A 19,246-nucleotide genomic window follows, 5' to 3' on the forward strand; every position below is an offset into this window, starting at 1 on the left:
GATATAATAAATAAGTTTCCTTCTCAATGAGCAAATCATTGTTATCATCTCAATGATGAATAGAACGATTTTAAAGCAAGGAGTTAAAAGAAGAAAGCACTCTGTTAAAAAATATAATTTATACAAGAACATACTGCTCCTCAGTAATCGAGGAGCTTTCTTGAGTTGATTAGGACGAGACTCTTTTGGAGTTCGACGCTCGTTTTTCCATAAAAAATCGAGTGAGCAAAAAACCAATAATAACACCTATAAAATTTATCCAGTAAAACGGCCAGACAAAAATTCCCAGCCCTACAATATTGGGACCTGGACAAATTCCACTAATTCCCCAACCCACACCAAAAGCGATTGCACCAAGAATAAGTTGCCAGTCAACTTTTTCTTTGGTGGGTAATTCATAACGGGTATTTAATAAAGGTTTAGGAAGGCATTTACGTAATTGGAATAACAGAAAAGTTACCAATAAAGCAGTAACAAAAGTGAGGTATAAATTTATTTTAAAGGTAGCTGCACCAATTTTTAAGCCAGAAATAATAATGTCGGGACTATACATTCCCGTTAAAATTAACCCTAAACCAAATATCAATCCAGCAATTAATGAGATTATAGATTTCATATTAGCTCCTTAGTGCACTAACCAAGAGGTGATTATTGCCACAGGAAAAAAGATAGCCACCGCGATGATGGAGCGTTTACGTAATAGAGACAGTCCACAAAGCCCATGTCCACTGGTACAACCACTACCTAAATAGGTACCGCCGCCAACTAATACCCCTCCGAGGAATATGAGCCAATAATTGGTTTTAAAAATTGCTAGGGGATCGGACACAGTTATTAACAAATCAAAGAATAATCCACTTAAAAATAACCCCATAATAAATAAAAGATTATCGATATTGGGTCGATAAGTAGCAAAGTTCCAGGCATTAAAAAGTATTCCGCTGCAACCTAGAATTCTTCCTCGAACCAACAACATTACTCCGGCAGCTACTCCAAGAAGAATTCCTCCAAGAATAACATTCATTTCAACGATCATTAGGGTTGCTCCTTTTATAAAGAATCTTTTTTATGATACCTAAAAAATTCTTTTATTGCTTTAAATACAATAAACTACGATCGTTTTTTTTGTTTATGCAAAAATTCTATCTTAAATTGAATTCCTTTTATTCTAATGTTAAATTTTGTCACTCAATTATTAGAGATAAATATAATGACACGGACGTTTTTTACTTCATCATTCATGCTGTTTTGTTCCATTGCCTCTGCACAAGATCAAGTGATTGAGCATTTTTTTAAAGATGTAAATCCCTCAGTATTGTCTTCCAAGACGAAAAACAATATACAGGCCACCCATTTTCGCCTTGTTGAAATTGACCTCAGCCAACTTTACGCTGAGCTGGAGAACGCGCCACATCGAGATGAATTAAAATCAGGAGCTGGATTACAAATTGCCCTTCCTCTGCCTGATGAAACCACAAAGCTGTATCAGGTTGTTGAAAATAGCACCTTGCATCCAGAGCTCAGTGCAAAATTCCCCACAATCAAAACCTACGATGCTTATGGGATTACTGATCCAAGTGAATTTGTTAAGTTGGATCTAACACCCCAGGGGTTTCATGCAATGATTTTCAGACCAGGACTAAGTCCGGTTTTTATTGATCCCTTAAGAAAAGGAAACAATCAGTATTATATGGTTTATAGTAAAAAGGATTTTATAACTTCAAAGCGCTTAAAATGCGAGGTCCATAGTCAAAATCCATTTGCAACCTCACCTGTTCGTTCAAAACATTTTGCTCGTTTTAATCCTTGTCAACTCAAAAAGTACCGCTTGGCCATGGCTGCAACAGCAGAGTACACCCAATTTCAAGGTGGAACCATAAACGATGCATTGGGAGCAGAAGCAACCACAGTGAACAGAGTGAACGGCGTTTATGAAATTGACATGGCAATTACTATGCAAATTATTGCTAATAATAATCTCATTATTTATACCGATCCTAATGATCAACCCTATACACACGGTTCCCCCCAAAAAATGATTAGAGAAAATCAGAAGAATGTGAATCAAGTTATTGGTGCACCCAATTATGATATTGGTCATGTTGTAGATTCAGCAGGAAGCGGTCTCGCACAATTATCCAGTGTTTGTATTGATGCATATAAAGCAAGTGGAGTCACGGGACAAACCAAGCCTGTAGGAGATCCTTTTGATATTGACTATGTAGCTCACGAAATAGGCCATCAATTTGGAGCAAATCACGTACAAAATAACAGCTGCCAAAGAAATGGGCCTACAGCTGTAGAACCAGGAAGTGGCAGTACCATTATGGGTTATGCGGGAATTTGCCCCCCGAATGTTCAAAAAAATTCAGATGCGTATTTTAATGGGATTAGTCTTCAAGAAATGGGAGCTTTTGTTTCTAGTCCTTCACATACCTGTCCTGTTACTACAGAGATCCCTAGTGCACCGGAGATTTCTAGTGTTAATGGAGGGGTTATTATTCCTGCTCAAACACCTTTTGCTTTGACTGCATCCGCAACTAAAAGTAAGGGCAATGGAGTATTAACCTATACCTGGGAACAAATGAACAATGAAGTTTCTCCCCAACCTCCAACTAGTACAGCAACAGGAGGACCCAGCTTTAGAAGTTTTTCACCACAACCAAAAGGTACTCGTTTTTTCCCAAGTCTCACCGCACTCAGCAATGGAGGTCCGTTTACCTGGGAAGTTTTACCTTCAGTTTCACGTGTTATGAAGTTTAGAGTTTCAGTACGCGGGAATACACCAGGGGGATCTTGCAACGCATATACTGATACCACTGTAACCACCACAAGGAGTGCAGGTCCTTTTATCGTGACCTCCCCCACCGGTAAAGGTATTAGCTGGATAGGTTTATCCCCACAAACAATTACTTGGGATGTAGCAAATACTAATTTTTCTCCGGTTAATGCCAAGAATGTAAACGTTCTTTTATCTACTGATGGCGGTAAAACATTTCCCTATACTCTTTTGTCTAACATACCAAACGATGGGCACGAACAAATCTGCGCACCTAATTTAAATACCACTAAAGCCCGGATTATGGTGCAAGCAAGTAATGGAACCTTCTTTAATATGTCAAAAAATAATTTCTCAATCACCGCAGTTCCGACAAAAGCTCCGGTATTAACGGCAGCCGAGCGTGATCCTATGAACACCAGTACAGCATTTGTTTCATATGCTAATTGTATTTCCATATCCAATGATGTCTATACAGTGAATGGTTTACCTGGCGCCACGGTAAAGTTGGATATTAAGAACCATCGCTTCGTTATTGGAAACATTCGATCGGCCAAAAGGATTCCTCATGTCACGATTACTGCGACCAGTGAAAATCACGTAAGTCAAACTTCAAACCCAATTACTATTCCCAGTATTTTATAGAAAAGGCTTTAATATGAATAAACATTCCCTATCAACAATCCTCGCTTTTATCTTATCATGTAATGGATATACAGGCGTTTATTCTGGTCTAAATTTAGGTATTAATTCAGTTACAATAGATAAAAGCTTGAGCTATCCTCTTGAAGAAGTCACACCTACTTCTTCCAGTTTTAACAACGCATATACTAATTTTCATGGACAACTTACAGCAGGATATGAATTGCTCTTTAGCGCAAGATTTTCTACTGCGTTAGAAGCAGATGCAGATCTGTTCACAGGGAAGTCACGATATAGAATCAATGAATGGTTCTTTAATAATGATGTTCATGCTGAAGAACATTTAGAATATGGATTCTCCCTCTTTTTATTGCCTGCATACCAATATAATGAGTCAGCTCGTTTTTTCGTAGGACCTGGAATTTCAGGAAGTCGTTTTGCGGTGAGCATGAACAATACTGCAGGGAATGTGGGAGTTAGCGACAATTTTAAAAAATGGCTAATCGGTGGCGGTTTAAAAGCAGGAGCCATCACAAGGCTCAATAATAATCTGGATCTACTCTTAACGTATCAATTTATCCAGTACAGCAGTACGGAACGAACTCAGATTGAACCATTATCTGATGAGACACTGCAAGGACGCTATAAGCCTTATGTAAACACTGTATTAATCGGTCTGAGAGTCAATTTACCAGCAATAGTCCATACTAAATGATAGGTATTAATGGTGCAGGTTGAATCAACTCAACCTGCACGAGTTACCATAAACTTTAAGAATTAATTATTCAACAACACCCAAGCATCCCTCCAAGCCAAACCTACGCCAGGTTCATAATAAGCTGGGGCTTGCGCACACCATCCTGAATAAGGCCAAGGTTTACACTGATACCGCTTATGATCCGAACGCCCCATAACTACGGTACCTGCTTTGTAATTGTTAATGCCATCCGGATAGATGTAATCGACTTGGCCGTTAGGCTCAATAAAATCAAGGACCACATGATAATTTTGGGTTCCACTATCACTTAGATAAATTTTATTTGCCTGATCGGCCTCTAAAACGACTTGTCCCGTCTGAGGATCTAACCGACCAATGTGTACTAAATTTGAATTAGCATTAACTATTTGTCCCAGAGCCAATGGCCATTGAGTTGCCTTATTATTACTATCAGTGACCGTTAAGCTATTATTTTCGACTTCAACTTCATTCTTGAAGACACGTAATACCACTTGGGTATTTACCGCAATATCTGCTGAACCATAAAAATCTTGCAATTCAAACCAGGAAGTAGGTAGAGAAACATTATCTATAAATACATCACTACACGAGTAAAATGCTTCAGGGCTATCTGAACGCTGCCATATTACATACACTATTTTTTTACCACTCATATTAGTAGGTAATGGGCAATCCATTTTGTAACGTCCGTTAGCGAGAGTTACATTAGTTATCGTACAAAATGGGCTAGCCTCTAAATCAGACCACTTCAACGGCTCATTAAAGTTATAACTGTCTTTCGTGATATAAAATTTAAAATACTTTGTTTGATGAGGCGCACTCGCGAGATAAGTAAAGGTAAAATGACCATTAGAATCAGGTTTAATTGTAGTTGTAGTCCAATCCGCTCGAGGAAGATTAAACCCTTTAAAAAAATCTCTTCCACCTGCGCATAGTTGCCCATCAGCAATAAGATCTTGATGGCGATCATTAGCTGCCGCCTGATTGATTTCATTCCAATTATACAGTGGTTGAGCACCACCTAATTCGACAGCCGCGCGACACGCAGCAGATTTTGGATTCTCAGGATTTTCTTTATAGCATTGATAAGATCTTGAAATAGGTATTTCCATGGATCCATGAGCATGTAATCCATAACTTGCGCTAAATAGTAGAATACTACTTAATCTAATAAGTCCTTTCATTATTATTATCACCCTCCTTTGGAGTAAAAAAAATTTATATTTATTAAGTACAACCATTCAACTTATAATTAATGAGATTTATCGTCAAGCTCATTCAGCGACATTCAAGGTTGCTGTCTGAATGATTCAGCCCTAAAGCGGTAGATTAACTACAACAGACGCGAATTACATCGAGCCTATTGTCAATTATTGAATACAGCAACTCTAATGTTTGTTCATTGAAAAAGAAGAACTCATTGTTCTTCTTTGAGTCAGTATGTTTTCTAAGCATTTAAATTTAATAGAAAGATACAATGAGGTTTCATTAGGATTTATTATAAAAAACTGGTACTAAAAATATAAGCCTTCCACTTAAAGACAATCTTCAACATATTGAACTTCTTCATGGTTGCCACTATAGATTAAAGTGATTACCTTGCCATCAGATTCAAATCGAATACCCCGATTATCGGGTTTTTCAAAAAAAGTGAGATAATGACCTTGAGGATCATAATGATGGGGTTCTATGGATAATTTACCTTTATATAGCGCTTGGACATGAGATTCAGTATCTCCAATCTTTGCGCCTTTTGATGTCAAATACTTAGGAGAATTAATGTTAATACGCACAATTTTATTACCTGAAACCATGAAGGATACGTTCTTTACCCCATTCAAAGTGACATAAAAGCACCCTTCATTTTCAGCTTGATCGAGATTGGGTTTTGTAGCGTTGAATGTTTTCCCAGTACTACGTTCAACCTGTTTCAGGGTCATATTCATTTTAATAGGACCTAAACCATCCGGTGAAAGAGTCCATTGTGTACTATCCATTGCAAATAATGGATTCAATGAAGCCATCAATAAAATAAATGGTGCGATTCGTTTCATAGATTTATTCCCCTACCCCAATATTTACTCAATCAATCCAAGTGATGCTCTGAAAATTTAAATTGACATATTGAAGGCTAATTTGGTATGTTAATCCAATAATAGATAAAATTTAGTCAAACTGCTATCCATATGAATCATCGCGATACGAACAAAGGCAATAATTATAGTGCAGTGCTTACTGCAAAAGTATCGCCATGCCATGATTTCCTTCAGATAACAACCTCTTTAGTACACATTATTATTATTTTGCCCTCTTTACCCTAGAGCGGTTAGCTTTTTCTATTCCCAACCTCTCTAGGGAGGAAGTCTTGGGATACTAGAATAACTGTCTATACTGGAGGGTATCGTGACTCGCACCAATTTTTTTAAATTAAATAATACTTGTTTGCCCTTTTTGATGTGGTTTTTCCCCCTATCATTTTTTGCGCTTCAATTTATTTTGCGTCTGTGGCCAGGATTAATGATGCACGAAATAATGAAACAATTTTCAATAGATGCATCCAGTTTTGGGCTCTTAGCTGCATTTTATTATTATGGTTATGCGGGAATGCAAATTCCTATGGCGCTATTACTCGAAAAATTTGGCACCAAAACAGTAATTTTTATTTTTACAGTACTCTGTGGCCTCAGCGCCTTACTCTTTACCTCAACTGATAATTTCTATCTAGCCTTGTTGAGTAGATTTTTAATTGGGGCGAGTTCTGCTGTTGGCTTCTTAGGAGTGTCCAAAGTTATTTCGGAATGGTTCAGTAGTACTCAATACTCTCAAATGGTTGGATTTTCATTTAGTATTGGGCTGTTAGGGGCGGTATATGGAGGCAAGCCAGCAACCCAGCTCATTGAGACTTACGGTGGTCAACAGGTTGGTTTATTACTTGCACTCACTTGTATCAGTATAGGAATTTTGGTTTATTTAATCTTACGCACTCCAAAGAATATTAAAACAACAAAATCCAATGCGATAAGCCTATCTTATTTATCGGTTTTATTTAACTCAAGAATATTATGGACGCTTGCCCTGGCAAATTTGCTCATGGTAGGCGCACTGGAGGGTTTTGCAGATGTTTGGGGGGTAGCTTATCTTACTACAGACTATGGTTTTGCTAAATCTGATGCCGCCCTCCTCGTTTCATTTATCTTCGTAGGCATGCTGTTTGGTGGCCCCGTGTTGGCATTTTTGAGTAAAAAAATAGGAAATTATAAAGTTATAGGATTTTGTGGAATTGGATTGGCCTTAACTTTTTTAACACTTCTCACAGGAAATGTGAGTAATTGGTGGATACTTAGTATTTTATTTTTCACGGTTGGGATCTTGTGCTGTTATCAAGTAATTGTATTTGCAGCAGGCTCTACACTGGTTTCCCCAAAACATTTGGGAATAACTATAGCCTTTTTAAACTGTGTGAATATGTTTGGCGGCTCAATTTTTCATACAGTAATAGGCAAAATAATGAATTATTACTGGGAGGGAGGTATCACTGAAGATGGCCTAAGACAATACAGTATCCAATCTTATTATCATGCATTAGTGCTAATACCTTTGTGTGCGTTGATGGGAGCAGGATTAATCTATTTGATTCACAAAAAGGCCAAGAATCAAATAGGGGTCATGTCTATTGAAAAGACTATAACTTCTTAAAAGGCCACTAATTAATTGATTTCAGCTGCATTATAAACTCTTCAGCAATTTTATAATGCAGGCAATTATTTTGTACTTTTTCAATATAACCTAATTCTTCTAGTCTATTTAAAGCTGGAAGAACATCTGGAGACAACTCATAGCGGAATCTGGGTACAGAAGAATTCAATATTGCGTCCTTATCGACAACAAAAAATTCTTTTATATTTTTAAAATTTGGATTGGTCACATCATTTTTAATCACACTCATGAAATGAGAGTATTCATTAAAAAGTTTATCTAAATCCAATATTTTTTTTTGCTTTATATGTTCTGTTTTATTCTTATTCTGCACGAATTTTTGTACTTGCCACCCACCTAAAGCAGTAGTAAAACAACCGCTTAAAAAGCCAAATAAAAATGAAGTATTCATGTTTTTTAAAATAAGAGATTGATGATGCGAAGCATGATCATTAAACGATTAAAAAGTTGATTAATTATATATCAAAATAGGAATAAAAGTAACGATACTTTATTTTAAGATCTTGCATACTTGAGCCAGATCCCCGCTTGCTTTTTCAATTAGGCATTACTAAACTACCCCTATTTTGTTCTGTTTAAGACTTGTCTGCATGCTATATGACCACTATGCCAGAACTATTGCTTTACCTAACTCATCAAAAGAGGATAAATATGCTTCGAAAATTCTTCATTGTTTCTATTTTGGTTCTAGCTGGCGTATTGACTGCCTGTGGTCCTATCTATAATACCCAATACAGTTATGTTCCGCCAAAATCAGATATAGCAAAAATGTGCACTGCCCAGTGTATTCAAAGTAAAAATGATTGCCAACAAAGTTGCCGAGTAGACAATGAAAATTGCCGCCTAAGAGCTCAACAAAATGCGATGTTTGAATACAAACAATACAAAGAAGACCAAAAAAGAATGGGCTTACCGATTAGTAAATCTATAACTGATTTTGATCGAAGCAATAGCTGTACCAATTCGTGTCAATGTGAGTCTACGTATCGTGATTGTTATTCCGCCTGTGGCGGGGAAGTCAGAGAACATAAAGTATGTGTCGCGTTTTGTGACAAGCATTAGGCAAAGCTTATAATTCGTCCCGACGCTCCGATAAAGATAAAATTTTTTATATTTAGGGCAAAGTCCAGACAAACCAGCAATTTATTGATTCAGAATTGCTGGTTTTTTCATTTTAAAAGCTTTGGAAACCGATCTATTTGGCGTCCTTAGCCTATAACAAATAGGCCAATTATTTTACAATTTAATAAACCTTTGCCACACTTTAGTTGACCCATTGTAACGAGTAGAAATAATAATGAAGAAAATAATCCTTTATTTTTTAGCTTTCATTGGCACTTTGGCTATATTATTTTTTATCGCTCAATGGTTTAGCATAACGGGAACGACGATGTATGAGGGCGGTCCTGTACCCATGCCAGCGGCAGTCGGAAAGCAAGAGTATGCTGGTGGCTCTGTAGCAATGCAGAGCACAAGCCCATCTTCTGGAAGCCAACCATCAGATCAGGTTATGCGAGGTATGATTATTCGTAATGCGAATATTTCCTTGCAAGTTAATAACATTAACACCGCAATAGAAAAAATTTCTCAACTAGCAGAAAATTCAGGTGGCTATGTTGTAAGCTCCAATGTAACTCAGGATAACGATGCAACCAATAATACTAATGCAAATATTAGTATTAGAGTACCTGCCCAAGGCTTACATAAAGCCTTAACTGCATTAAAGTCCCTCGCAACCCGCGTTATGCAAGAATCAGTAACTGGTGAAGACATTACCCAACAATTTGTTGATTTACAAAGCCAACTGAGCAATTTACAAAAAGCCAAAGAACAGCTCTCCAAAATTATGACCAGCGCAACAAATACATCTGACGTTTTGAGTGTCTTTAAGCAATTAAGCGATACCCAAGGACAAATTGATGTCATCCAAGGACAAATTAAATATTTTAAGGAATCAGTAGCTTATTCATTAATCAATATTAACCTAAGCATGAACCCGATCGTTCAAACAGAGCAACAAAAACAATGGAAAATTACCGAAACATTTATTAACTCATATCATGCCCTCATTGATCAATTACGCAATTTTACTTATGGCTTGATCGCTTTCTTTGTGTATGTTTTACCCTTACTACTATTATGGATTTGTATCGTTTTGATTGTTTATTGGATAGGTAAAAAAATCTGGAATAATCTTAATAAGAGCTAATCCCGCGAACTAGGAAACTGTATTTATGAACAATCAGTCTACATGGATTGAACTATCATCTTACATACTGGAAAAACTGAAGAGAGTGTTTTGTGATCAAGGCATTTAAATCAAAACAGTTCCTTGCTTTCATAGTGGCAGGAGCAATTTCAGTTATGGTAAATTTCTGCAGCAGAATTCTCTATAACTATGAGTTCAGCTTTTCAATCTCTATTATCTTGGCTTATATTACCGGGATGATCACCTCGTTCATTCTGGGTAAATTATTTGTATTTAAGAACAGTCAGCAAACCTTTTTACGTTCGATTATGTTTTTTATCCTCGTCAATTTAGTTGGTATGGTTCAAGTTTGGCTGGTTAGTTTGTTTCTCGCCGAACATATTTTTCCTGAGTTGGGTATTAAATCATTTCCTCTAGAAACAGCACACGCAATTGGACTTATTTTCCCCACTTTTACAACGTATCTGGGACATAAATTTTTTACCTTTCGAGAACATATTTAATGCATTCTGTGCGTTTTAGCAAAAAAGTTTAAAAACTCAGTCAATCTTTTAACATCTTTTAAACCAATAGCATTATAAATACTTGCCCTGGCACCACCAACACTGCGATGACCTTCCAAATACAATAAGCCTGCCTTTTTTGCTGACGAGAAAAATTCCGCCTCCACACTGGGATTGGGAAGGAGAAAAGGAACATTCATTCGTGAACGACAATCAGTCGATACCGAATTATGATAGAAATTGCTTTCATCGATACATCTATAAAGTAATTTGGCTTTAGCCAAACTTCGTTTTTCCATCTCGACTACCCCGCCTTCTTGCTCTATCCAATCACATACAAGCGAGGCTATATACCAGGCAAAGGTGGTAGGTGTAGCTAAAAGTGAATGATTTTTATCCTGCATCGCATAATTAAATACAGCGGGTGTTTCAGGTAAAGCCCGATCTAACAAATCACGACGGACAATCACCAAACTCATACCCGAGATGCCAAAATTTTTTTGCGCACAAGCATAGATACACCCCAAACGATTAAAATCCACCGGCTTTGAAAAAATATTGGAACTCATATCACTGACCAATACCTTATCGCTTACCTGTGGGAAATCGGGGAATTCAACTCCACCGATTGTTTCATTATCAGTGAAATGCAAAAATGCGGCATCGGGTCGGAGATCCCATGTTTCCTGAGCAGGAATAGTTGTAAATTGCCGATCTTTACTACTGGCAGCTAAATGTACTTGTATGTATTTTTGTGCTTCTTTTATAGCCATACCCGACCAATAACCGGTTTCAATATAATTGGCACACTTAAAGCCTCGCGTTAAATTCATCGCAATCATTGCAAATTGAATTTGGGCACCACCTGGTAAAAATAGAACCGCAAAATCATTAGGTACGTGGAGCAAACGTCGAACTGAAGCCTCCAGCCTCTCCCCTAATTCCAAAAATTGGGGAGTACGATGACCAATCGATAGAATTGAAACCCCTGTATTGTTCCAATTAAATAGCTCTTTCTGAATAATATCCAATACCTGCACAGGTAGGGTTGCAGGTCCTGCGTTAAAATTGATTGGTGTATCCATATTGGGTTCCTTTATCATACACGGCGCTCCGCTAAGCCTTTTAGTTGAATCTTTTAATTATAGAAAATAATCGATTGATTTCTTGGTTTCCTACCTTCCCTAAAGATTTGAAGTGTTCGGTGAGTATTTAGAGAGACTGCAATAAGAATGGATTACTCGAAGGACAGTTTCTATTGGATTTTATAATTAGATAATCTTGATTATTTAAGGAAGTAAGCAGATTAGTATAGGGTTGTTGATTGCTGGTGCATACATTGACATTACTCACTCCCCCCAACAAAACCCGGCCGCTCCAACTTGAAGCCATAATGCAGTTAAAGGCGGCTGAAGATCCTACATAAAAACAGGTGGCAGTCTGGGAATTGGATGAATCGACGGATATAGTTACATTCGACAGATCTACCGTATTAGGAGGTGCATTACCTCCTGTACCCAGAGCAATCGTTCCTGATAGCGTTACAGCGTGCTCACTATTAATTAATGTCACATTATTATTTGAATCATAGGTAAGCACAATATTAGTGTTAGGAACTGTAACCGTATAAGTAGAGCCAGCTGGAACCGAAGGAGGATTGGGATTTGGATTTGCATTAGGAACCCCTGAGCCTATAGGAGGTAAGCTCGTACTTGTAAAAGTGGAATTAAACAATTGGCCACTGAGCGCCGGATCATTTTGACTAATATAACTAGCAGATACCAGAGACAAGTTTTCGCCGTTAGAATTGGTCCAGGTAACAATATGATCCACTTTTTTATATTTAGAATTATTGGTAATCGTCCAGGTACGATAAAAAGTAGAATCAAACTCAGTAGTTATATCGGAGCCCGTTGTAATGGCATTATACCCTGCAATAGTGGAGTAATTACGTAACTCTTCCATTTTTTGATTAAATAATTGAGTGGACAAATAATCTTGATTGGTATTGGCCTTAGCTTTAATAAGATGCACTTCAGTCTTGCTACCCGCTACCATCCCAAAAATTAATAGTGAGGTAACAACCATGGCTTCAACCAGTCCCAAGCCTTTCTGTTTGCAAGAGGTTGAGTTGAATTGATGAGCGTTCATCGTCTCTCTCCTCACCTATAAATCCTTAAAAATCTCGCCAAGATCCTGGAACTTTGACAAAAGCCCCCACTTTGTTCAATTGATTCAGGACTGCTGTGTTATAAGTAATATTCGGTGAACCAGTTGAAGTGATTGAACCTTCGACTACGGCTCCTCCGATTATATCCAATGTTCCCCCCCCACTATTATTCCAATCTCCCATTACATAAACCATACCGTAAATTGTTGTAGTACCATTAGACTGCAGAGGCCCGTTAACTACTAAGACAACCGGATTGGTAGGGGAACCTATCGTGGCATTACCTGAGAAGCCGGCTGAACTTGTTCCAGTTTGGTTAATCCAAATGGATTGACCCACCACTCCATTTAAAAGACCACTGTAATCGGTGTTACTACTATTAGTATAGGTAATATCTGCAGATTGTTGCGCTAAAGTTTTTGTTGTTCCAAAAAAATTACTAAAAAATTGATCGGAGCTCAAACTGCTTAAACTTGAATCGTGGTGCACCACATCAGCCTGAAGACTACCACTGTTAGAGCCAGAACTTGCATTTGAGGATGTGCTTGCCGAGCCGCCCAGAACCGTATCACCTCCACTCCAAATAGTTGTCCCTGTTGTTGTATTACTAATAGTCAAAGAACCACTCAAATTTACATTATCTTTTACAAGGAGTGGGACAGGTGTAGGTGTCGGTACAAAGGGATAAATCTGCATAATTTGAACTACAGTAGTTGAGGCTAAGTTATTATCTGCCGTTCCCTTCGAAGATACCGTAATGCGGTTGAAACTATTATATACTGGATTGCTATAAGTGACGGTATAATTTGTATTATTACTAAAAGCAACATTGGTTATTTGAGAGTTGGTATAGGTATCTATAAAACCATCATTGTTCGCATCAACACGAATGGCGGTTTTATTTGCTTCAAGATACGCTAACCCATATTCTAAACCCGCTTCAGCAGCCATGAATGATTGGGAGGTCCGATAAAAGTTATTTTCTATTTTTTGATCAAAATCCACTGTTTTACTGGTTAATAGTGCCGTGATTGCAATTCCCAGCAAAATCATCACCGATGTAGCAAGCAGGACATAGCCACGTTGAAAGTTCATAGCAATATACCCTCCTCCTATAATTCAGGGCTGAAATTTATCATTACGTACTCGTATTTCTTGGACAAATGTTCGGCTTACTGAAGTATCAGAAATCAAATTCCCTGTTAGCGTAACTGTAACATTTCGTATCGTAAGTGTGCTGACTCCATTACTTAATGTGATAACCGTAGGTGTCAGGGTAAATGATAAATTAGTCACTTGGATCTGATTAGGATCTGTCAAATTGATCCAGGTGCCATTAGTACAATCAAAAAATGAGTCTGTTGCTGCTCTAGCTTGTAAGACATTATTTGAAAGTCTAAATCCAAAGCGTTTATCATAACCGGCTGAATTTAATGAAGGCATAGTGCCATTTGAATCGATATCATAGGTGAATAAGATACAGCTGCTTACAGGGACAGTAATATCATTAGCAGAGGCAATAAAAGGATTCGTAATCGTTCCAGTCCCTATATCATTAGCAGCATTTGCAGAATAACCTGCACGACGGATTTCGATAACCATCATATTCATGGCAGAACGTAATTGTTGATCCAGTCGATTAATTGCTATGACACTGTAAAAAGAACGCATTAAGGAGATATAAATTACAATACTCCCCCCTAATAAGAATAAACCTATACCAATTCCAATTAGTATTTCGAGCAGGGTATAACCCTTGTGTTGTTTAATCGGTATTAAGGACATGTTTGGTATCCTGAAACAGTATTAGAACACACAGTTACCAACCCCATACTGTTAGCATTAATTCTGGCAGATTTATCTGACAAAGAAACGGTTATAGATCCTCCAGAAGTTATTGTTCCATGGAATCCGTCAAAAATAATGTAAGGGGCAGAACTTGTTCCTGAAAATCCAGTTATAGAAAGAGCAACCGGGTTACCTGAGTAATCACTACTTCGAACAATTGTTTGAATACTTTTAACCATACAACTATTTACTACGGTGCAATCACATGGAGCAGTATCACTAAGCCCATAACACCAAGTTGTTGGACTAAAACTAAGATAATAGGTATTTTTTGTAGTAAGAGCCTCTGATTGCGCAATTTTAATAAAATTATACAATTCCTCCGTTCCGGTCCTGACACGCTTCTGGTTCATAAAATTTGTGTAGGCAGGAAAAGCAATACTCGTAATAATGACGAGAATTATTACGGTAATTAATAACTCAAGGAAACTAAAGCCCATTACTTTATAGGTGCCAATCCTTTGAACGGTCATAAAAAGAAACTCCATTTACTTTATCATCCATGCAAAATGGGTAATATATATTATTAGTTTAGTCTAAGATTAAAGAGGGTAATTCAGGAGAGCCTTTAAAATGGATAATTTAAAGAATAAAATGGGATTTTCATTGATGGAGTTAGTAATTGCCCTCGCCATCATTGCTATTATTGTTATGATTAGTATGCCCAGTTACTTTAATTATGTGATGCGTTCTAGACGCACAGAAGGGATTAATACTCTAAACAGTATCCAACTTGAGGAAGAAAAATACCGTGGTCAAAACCCAACTTATGGTACCTTAGCAGACGTTTGGAACGCCGTAACTACTACAGAAAATAACTACTATTCATTATCAGCTACTAACAATACCGCAACGGGGTATACTCTTACTGCAACTGCCCAAGGTGCCCAAGCTAATGACACCCAGAATGGCGTTTCGTGTAGTACCTTAACCTTGACAGTTAATGGACTTAATACTACCAGAACTCCACAAGCTTGCTGGTCTCAATAAAAGGAAATGAGCCCTAGCCATCATTCAGCCTTGGGAAGGAGGGTTTATATCTTTTATACATGAATGATTTTATTTGAAATGCAATGAAAAACTGACATTTATTGGGACAAATCTCTCCATTACATGCAATTCATTTTCATGTCCTATACTTATTCAATAATAACACTCAACTGTGTGAGATATAAAAATGGAAAACACATGGAAAGATCAGTTGCATCAAAAATTAAAAAAACAGTTCGGTACGAAAAAAGGTAAAGAATTTGCTGAAAAATATCTTCCTGCATTACCAATGAGTTATTGTGAACAACACACAATTGAAGAAGCAGTAGAAGATCTCTCTCAAATTGATAATCTATCCCTACAAAACCCCTTGGCGATTGTGTTTTTTGAATCAGCACGCGGGGAACACCCGTTACACATTAAACTATATCGATACGGCGGCCCTATTCCCTTATCAGATATTTTACCCATGATTGAAAACATGGGATTACGCACTTATACCGAAAGACCCTATAAAATTGCTTTAGAACCCAATCAATTTATTTGGATTGGTGATTTTAATGTTTCTTATTCCTATCCTAATTTACTCACGCTGGATCAAGTTAAAAGCAATTTTAATGAAGCCTTAATCAAAATAAATGTCGGGCTTTGTGAAAACGATGGGTTTAACAGATTGGTGTTAGGGGCGGGATTATCCTGGCGTGAAATAATGATTATTCGTGCCTATGCCAAATACATGCAACAAATTGGATTTCGTTTTAGCCAACAATATATTGAAAAAACCATTGCTAACTATGCACCCATTGCCAACAAACTTATTGAACTTTTTTGTTTAAAGTTTAGTTTGAAACAAAACACTAAAAGTAAAAATAAACGCATTGAATTGGAGAAAGAAATTCGAGCGAATATTGATGCGATTACCAGCTTAGATGAAGATTATATCATTCGTTTTTTTTGGTCTTTAATCAAAGCAACACTTCGTACCAATTATTTTCAGTTAGGCGATGATGGAAATCCCAAAGATTATTTGTCATTTAAACTCAACTCCGCCAAAGTTCCTGATTTACCACCTGGGCAACCTATGTATGAAATATTTGTGTATTCTACACGATTTGAGGGTATACATTTGCGTAGCGCCAAGGTGGCTCGTGGTGGTATTCGCTGGTCTGATCGGCCCGAAGATTTTCGTACAGAAGTTCTGGGTTTGATGAAAGCTCAAAAAGTAAAAAACTCAGTAATAGTACCTTCTGGAGCCAAAGGAGGCTTTGTTTTAAAGAAAGCAGCTCACCTGCTTGATCGAGAGCAGATAAAACATGAGGTCATTGCCTGTTACCAATCATTTATCAGAGGTTTGCTTGATCTGACAGACAATTATGAAGAGGACCGTGTTGTTTCGCCCCGGAATACTATTTGCTATGATGACGCTGATCCTTATCTTGTTGTTGCAGCCGATAAAGGAACCGCCACATTTTCCGATATTGCAAATGGTATATCTAAAGAATACAAATTTTGGCTTGGAGACGCCTTCGCTTCTGGAGGATCTGCGGGCTATGATCATAAAAAAATGGGAATTACAGCGCGTGGAGCCTGGGAATCCATTAAAAGACATTTCCGTGAACTAGACATTAATATTGAAAAACAAGATTTTACGGTGGTTGGTATCGGCGACATGAGTGGAGACGTATTTGGTAATGGCCTAACCTATACCAATCATTCTCTTTTAATTGCAGCCTTTGATCATCGTCATATATTCCTTGATCCAAATCCTGATGGTCGTAAAACTTTTGAAGAACGTCAACGCTTATTTAATTTGCCTACCTCTTCATGGGAAGATTTCAATCCTCGATTAATTTCTAAAGGTGGGGGTATTTATCCGCGTTCAAGCAAATCGATTACCCTTACACCTGAAGTAAAAAAAGCACTCGATATTCAAGCAGACTCGCTACCCCCCAATGAACTGATTCGTGAAATATTAAAAGCCCCTGTAGATTTATTATTCAACGGCGGTATTGGTACCTATGTAAAAGCATCTACTGAATCGAATGCAGATGTAGGTGACAAAACCAATGAATTCTTACGTGTCAATGGTAATGATTTGCGCTGCAAAATTGTGGGAGAAGGGGGTAATCTCGGATTTACTCAACTTGGAAGAGTTGAATTTGCGCTTACAGGGGGACTGATCAATACCGATTCAATTGATAATTCCGCTGGAGTAAATTGCTCTGACCATGAGGTGAATATTAAGATTCTCCTCAATAAAGAAATGAATCAAGGCAAGCTTACCGAAAAGAAACGCAACCAGCTGCTTACCAAAATGACGGAACAAGTCGCCCAGCTGGTTTTACAAGATAATTACAACCAAGCATTGGTTCTAAGCTTTTCTGCAATAAACGCTCTCGCTTACAGTGGTTTATATCAAGCTTATATTAAGGAATTGGAGGGATTGGTACATTTAGATAGAACCGTCGAATTTCTTCCGGATGATAAACATCTCTTGGAACGTAAAGCTGCGGGTCAAGGTCTAACGCGCCCAGAGTTATCTATTATCATGGCCTATACAAAAATTTATATCACGAGTGAATTATTAAAATCCGACTTACCTGATGATCCTTATTTTGCAACCATTCTACAGACCGGATTCCCATCCATGTTGCTGAAATCGTACGCCAAATCCATGCAAACACATCGTTTGCGACGTGAAATTATTGCCACCCAGCTTAGTAATCAAATTGTGAATAGCATGGGTATTACCTTTATGTATCGTTTACAAATGGAAACTGGACAATCAGTTGCAGACATTGCCCGTGCTTATATTATTGCTTCAAAGGCATATGGAACCGAGCAATTACACCAATTAATTGATTCGCTTAATTACAAAGTCACAGTACAAACTCAGTACGAGTTGCTTCACCACGTCAGACAATTAATGAATTTGGCTACTCGATGGTTCTTGCACCATAAACGTTTAAGCGGTGGAATTACTAATAATATTACCCACTACAGTCAATCTATAGCCAAACTTGAAAAATCAATTCCTAATTTGATGGCTGGGGTTACAAAAGAATATTTAGAAAAAATTGTTATTCAATTTGTCGACATTGGTTTACCCGAAGAAGCTGCAAAAAAAATCGCTACTACCCGTGCTATGTATACCGTATTAAATGTAGTGGAAGTAGCGACACAAAATAAATTTGATCTAGGAAGAACTGCTGAAGTTTATTTCAAAGTAGGTAGCAAATTTAGTCTGGTCTGGTTCCGGGACCAAATTGGTAATGATTCTCGTGAAGGACATTGGAATAGCCTGGCACGTTTATCTCTACGTGATGAATTGGACAATTTGCAACGTCGGCTCAGCATTGTCATTCTGAAGAATAATCAAAAAGGGCTGAGTTCAGAAGAACTGATCACTTACTGGTTCTCAAAAAATCCCTTTATTCAGCAACGATGGGAAAGATTGCTGGAGATGTTACTCGGTAGCTCAAGCATTGATTACACGATTTTCTTTGTTGCACTACGCGAATTATCCACCTTAATTGCAGTAGAGTAATAAAAAATCCACCAATTGATGTATGAAGATAGGTACCATTAAAAAAGACTACCGTTCCCCCGAAAGAGGGAACGCATCTCTAAAGAGGCCCGCTTTCCACTG

Annotated in this window: 18 protein-coding genes; 8 read left to right on the forward strand and 10 right to left on the reverse strand. The window is 37.6% G+C overall.

What is annotated here, in order from left to right; genetic code table 11:
• Positions 1-169 precede the first annotated feature (169 nt).
• Positions 170-616 (reverse strand): DUF6691 family protein, encoded by a 447-nt coding sequence (locus ACWTE2_RS27135; RefSeq protein WP_454785211.1) that lies wholly within the window; start codon positions 614-616, stop codon positions 170-172.
• Positions 617-625: 9 nt separating this feature from the next.
• A complete protein-coding gene (locus ACWTE2_RS27140; RefSeq protein ID WP_454785212.1) occupies positions 626-1,036 on the reverse strand; it encodes a YeeE/YedE family protein in 411 nt (136 codons plus the stop codon).
• Between the two features lie 174 nt (positions 1,037-1,210).
• On the opposite strand from ACWTE2_RS27140, the gene ACWTE2_RS27145 reads away from it, so the two are divergent.
• Positions 1,211-3,424: a reprolysin-like metallopeptidase gene (locus ACWTE2_RS27145; protein WP_454785213.1), complete on the forward strand. Its 2,214-nt coding sequence runs from the start codon at positions 1,211-1,213 to the stop codon at positions 3,422-3,424.
• 13 nt (positions 3,425-3,437) lie between these two features.
• On the forward strand, positions 3,438-4,136 hold the full coding sequence (locus tag ACWTE2_RS27150) for an outer membrane beta-barrel protein (protein ID WP_454785214.1): 699 nt from the start codon (positions 3,438-3,440) through the stop codon (positions 4,134-4,136).
• Between the two features lie 62 nt (positions 4,137-4,198).
• Here the strand turns inward: ACWTE2_RS27150 and ACWTE2_RS27155 are convergent, their stop codons facing one another.
• Positions 4,199-5,344: a lytic polysaccharide monooxygenase gene (locus ACWTE2_RS27155; RefSeq protein ID WP_454785215.1), complete on the reverse strand. Its 1,146-nt coding sequence runs from the start codon at positions 5,342-5,344 to the stop codon at positions 4,199-4,201.
• Positions 5,345-5,695: 351 nt separating this feature from the next.
• Entirely contained in the window at positions 5,696-6,214 is a 519-nt protein-coding gene (locus ACWTE2_RS27160) for a hypothetical protein (RefSeq protein WP_454785216.1), read from the reverse strand.
• A gap of 349 nt (positions 6,215-6,563) precedes the next feature.
• Here ACWTE2_RS27160 and ACWTE2_RS27165 point away from each other — a divergent pair, with 349 nt between their 5' ends.
• The gene (locus ACWTE2_RS27165) at positions 6,564-7,856 is read left to right on the forward strand and encodes an MFS transporter (RefSeq protein ID WP_454785217.1); all 1,293 of its coding nucleotides are present in this window, start codon (positions 6,564-6,566) and stop codon (positions 7,854-7,856) included.
• 7 nt (positions 7,857-7,863) lie between these two features.
• Here the strand turns inward: ACWTE2_RS27165 and ACWTE2_RS27170 are convergent, their stop codons facing one another.
• The gene (locus ACWTE2_RS27170) at positions 7,864-8,268 is read right to left on the reverse strand and encodes a hypothetical protein (protein WP_454785218.1); all 405 of its coding nucleotides are present in this window, start codon (positions 8,266-8,268) and stop codon (positions 7,864-7,866) included.
• A gap of 260 nt (positions 8,269-8,528) precedes the next feature.
• On the opposite strand from ACWTE2_RS27170, the gene ACWTE2_RS27175 reads away from it, so the two are divergent.
• The 3 genes from ACWTE2_RS27175 to ACWTE2_RS27185 all read left to right on the forward strand — a co-directional run bounded on the left by ACWTE2_RS27175 (position 8,529) and on the right by ACWTE2_RS27185 (position 10,589).
• Complete coding sequence (locus ACWTE2_RS27175) at positions 8,529-8,939, forward strand: hypothetical protein (protein ID WP_454785219.1); 411 nt, start codon at positions 8,529-8,531, stop codon at positions 8,937-8,939.
• A 235-nt stretch (positions 8,940-9,174) separates the two neighbouring features.
• Positions 9,175-10,086, forward strand: coding sequence for a DUF4349 domain-containing protein (locus ACWTE2_RS27180; protein WP_454785220.1), 912 nt, complete (start codon positions 9,175-9,177; stop codon positions 10,084-10,086).
• Between the two features lie 92 nt (positions 10,087-10,178).
• Positions 10,179-10,589, forward strand: a complete 411-nt coding sequence (locus tag ACWTE2_RS27185; RefSeq protein ID WP_182392892.1) for a GtrA family protein — start codon at positions 10,179-10,181, stop codon at positions 10,587-10,589.
• Here the strand turns inward: ACWTE2_RS27185 and serC are convergent.
• The 5 genes from serC to ACWTE2_RS27210 form a co-directional block, all read right to left on the reverse strand.
• Positions 10,586-11,674 (reverse strand): 3-phosphoserine/phosphohydroxythreonine transaminase, encoded by a 1,089-nt coding sequence (gene serC, locus ACWTE2_RS27190; RefSeq protein ID WP_454785221.1) that lies wholly within the window; start codon positions 11,672-11,674, stop codon positions 10,586-10,588. The two genes, ACWTE2_RS27185 and serC, sit on opposite strands and share 4 nt — an antisense overlap.
• 127 nt (positions 11,675-11,801) lie before the next feature.
• The gene (locus tag ACWTE2_RS27195) at positions 11,802-12,740 is read right to left on the reverse strand and encodes a type IV pilus modification PilV family protein (RefSeq protein WP_454785222.1); all 939 of its coding nucleotides are present in this window, start codon (positions 12,738-12,740) and stop codon (positions 11,802-11,804) included.
• Positions 12,741-12,765: 25 nt separating this feature from the next.
• On the reverse strand, positions 12,766-13,854 hold the full coding sequence (locus tag ACWTE2_RS27200) for a pilus assembly PilX family protein (RefSeq protein WP_454785223.1): 1,089 nt from the start codon (positions 13,852-13,854) through the stop codon (positions 12,766-12,768).
• Between the two features lie 24 nt (positions 13,855-13,878).
• Positions 13,879-14,544: a hypothetical protein gene (locus ACWTE2_RS27205; protein WP_454785224.1), complete on the reverse strand. Its 666-nt coding sequence runs from the start codon at positions 14,542-14,544 to the stop codon at positions 13,879-13,881.
• Positions 14,535-15,080 carry a GspH/FimT family pseudopilin gene (locus tag ACWTE2_RS27210; protein ID WP_454785225.1) on the reverse strand — a complete coding sequence of 182 codons (546 nt, stop codon included), beginning with the start codon at positions 15,078-15,080 and terminating at the stop codon, positions 14,535-14,537. The genes ACWTE2_RS27205 and ACWTE2_RS27210 overlap by 10 nt, the downstream gene beginning before the upstream one ends.
• Before the next feature lie 100 nt (positions 15,081-15,180).
• On the opposite strand from ACWTE2_RS27210, the gene ACWTE2_RS27215 reads away from it, so the two are divergent.
• Together ACWTE2_RS27215 and ACWTE2_RS27220 are read left to right on the forward strand one after the other, a co-directional pair.
• Positions 15,181-15,597, forward strand: coding sequence for a type IV pilin protein (locus tag ACWTE2_RS27215; protein WP_454785226.1), 417 nt, complete (start codon positions 15,181-15,183; stop codon positions 15,595-15,597).
• Positions 15,598-15,784: 187 nt separating this feature from the next.
• Positions 15,785-19,144 (forward strand): NAD-glutamate dehydrogenase, encoded by a 3,360-nt coding sequence (locus ACWTE2_RS27220; RefSeq protein WP_454785227.1) that lies wholly within the window; start codon positions 15,785-15,787, stop codon positions 19,142-19,144.
• The last annotated feature ends 102 nt before the right edge of the window (positions 19,145-19,246 follow it).

The organism is Legionella nigrisilvae, from assembly GCF_977063395.2.